General features: G+C 60.4%; 2 protein-coding genes. Both read left to right on the top strand.

All coding sequences use genetic code 11. The features are described 5' to 3' along the window. Positions 1-390, top strand: a 390-nt coding sequence (locus I5W_RS01755; RefSeq protein WP_044527959.1) for a helix-turn-helix domain-containing protein, incomplete at its 5' end; no start/stop codon positions are given. A gap of 661 nt (positions 391-1,051) precedes the next feature. Next, the coding region (locus I5W_RS01750; RefSeq protein ID WP_044527958.1) for a DUF1329 domain-containing protein at positions 1,052-2,281 on the top strand (1,230 nt) is incomplete at its 3' end.

Below are 2,281 nucleotides of genomic sequence, written 5' to 3'. Positions count from 1 at the left end.
GAACTGGAATCGGCCCTGCCTTCACGCCAGCGGCGCGCACGCATCGTGCAGAACGCCATCGATTACATGCGCCTTCATGCGGGCGAGGAAATCGGCATCCTCGACGTCTGCCACGCCACCCACGTGAGCCGCCGCACCCTGCAATACTGCTTCGAGGAGCGGCTGGATATCTCGCCGCTGCAATACCTCAAGGCCCTGCGCCTGAATGCCGCGCACCGCGAGATCAAGCGCCGCACCGACCAGGATCGAAGCCATGACCGCCAGGCCACCATCGGCAACCTGGCCGCGCTGTGCGGCTTCAATCATCCCAGCCGCTTCGCCTCCGAATACAAGAAGATGTTCGGCGTGCTGCCTTCGGAGACGGTGCTCAAGGCGGTCTCCGAACCCTGATGCCGGGGGCAGATCGGTATCATCCGTTACCATCTGTGAATGCACCGGCATCTTGCCCGCCTGAACGATTCCGGGGCACAGGCTTATCCGGTTTTGGCAAAAGCGTCCGGTTGCTGCGGCGTTCCTCTGTTGCAACCCTTCCCCCCGTTTCATTGGTCCGCTCATCCCGCTTGGAGGGGGTGAACGGCATTTCAGCAGAATACGAGCTTAAGCTCCTATAAATTCGACCAATTGGTCGATTTATATCATTGCAATCAACGCCCCCCTCTTTGTGGCGGGACAAATTTCTTGCGCAAAGCCTGATCGTCTTGATGACTTGCAGCAAGCTGCAACTCTCCTCACATCCCATAAGCCCCCCCTGAAAACCCTTATTGGACGGGAGGCAATTACGTATCGCGCTTCATTTTGGATCACCCTGCGCATGGGTCGGGACCGTGGTTTGCTAAAAGTGGCTAACAGTTGCAAGGTCGACCCTTCTAAATTCTCTTTCGTCCACTGTTCTCAAAACAAGACCTATCCAGGACAAGGCCATAAGCGAGTCAATCGCCATCTTGTCAGCCATGGCACGCAGCCCGCTCGGGTTGCCGCGATAGGGATAGCCCAGCTGGCCCTGGAAGACGCCTACGCATTATTGAACATCACGAAAAGGGAGAAGAGCACTATGAAGGTCATCAACATGAGCGTCATGGCCCTGGCGTTGGCGAGCGGTTTCGCCCACGCGGCCAGCCCGGCCGACCTGGGCGGCAGCCTCACGCCGCTGGGGGGTGAAAAGGCGGGCGGCAATGGCGTGCCGGAGTGGAAAGAGGAAAACGTGGTCCTGCCCGGCTGGTCCTATGGCAAGCTGCGCCGCGACTTCTTCAAGTACAAGGACGACAAGAAGAGCGAGACCATCGATGCCTCCAACGTCGACAAGTACGCCAGCAAGCTCAGCCCCGGCCAGGTCGCCCTGATCAAGCAGATCAAGGGCTACAAGATGGATATCTACCCCAGCCACCGCTACTGCAGCGCCCCCGATTTCGTGGTGGAGAACACCAAGAAGAACACCAGCGCCAAGCTCGGCGCCGACGGCTGGAGCCTGGCCGAAGCGGTGGTGCCGGGCATCCCCTTCCCGCTGCCCAAGAGCGGCGAGGAAGTCATGTACAACAGCAAGATGCGCTATCGCGGCGTGACCCAGGAATGGAAGTCGACCATCACCGCCGTCTCCCCACGCAAGGGCAGCAGCGAATGGATCAAGGCCGGCTCGCAGCAGACCATGTTCTTCCCCTGGGCCGCCAAGGGCAGCGTGAACCTGTCCACGCTGCCGCCGGTGGAGTACTACACCTACTTCGCCTACAACTCGCCGACCGCGCTGGCAGGACAAGCGCTGTCGCTGACCACCTTCCTCAACCAGCCCGGCGGCGAGACCTTCTACTACTTCCCCGGCCAGCGCCGCGTGCGTCGTATGCCCTCCTATGCCTACGACTCGCCACAGATCGGCATGGAAAACCAGTACACCCTGGATGAACCCATGGTCTTCAACGGCACCATCGACCGCTTCGACTGGAAGCTGGTGGGCAAGAAGGAAATGTACGTGCCCTACGGCAGCTTCGGCGCCACCGACTTCAAGGCCAAGTTCGAGGACGTGGCCAGTGACGAATACATCGCCGAAAACGCCCGACGCTACGAGCTGCACCGGGTGTGGGTAGTGGAAGCTACCGTCAAGGCGGGAGTGCGTCACCTGGCGCCCAAGCGCACGTTCTACGTGGACGAAGACAGCTGGAACCTGATGGCCGCCGACGACTACGACGCCCAGGGCAAGCTGTGGAAGCACCGCGAAGCCTACGTGATCCCGGTCTATGAAACCAATAGCTGCGACCAGGCCGGCTTTACCCAATCCACCTGGCCAAGGCCG

It is taken from the genome of Herbaspirillum sp. B65, from assembly GCF_000333555.1.
In the GTDB taxonomy this organism is placed as follows: domain Bacteria; phylum Pseudomonadota; class Gammaproteobacteria; order Burkholderiales; family Burkholderiaceae_D; genus Herbaspirillum; species Herbaspirillum rubrisubalbicans.
This window is presented reverse-complemented; position numbering and strand designations above follow the sequence as displayed.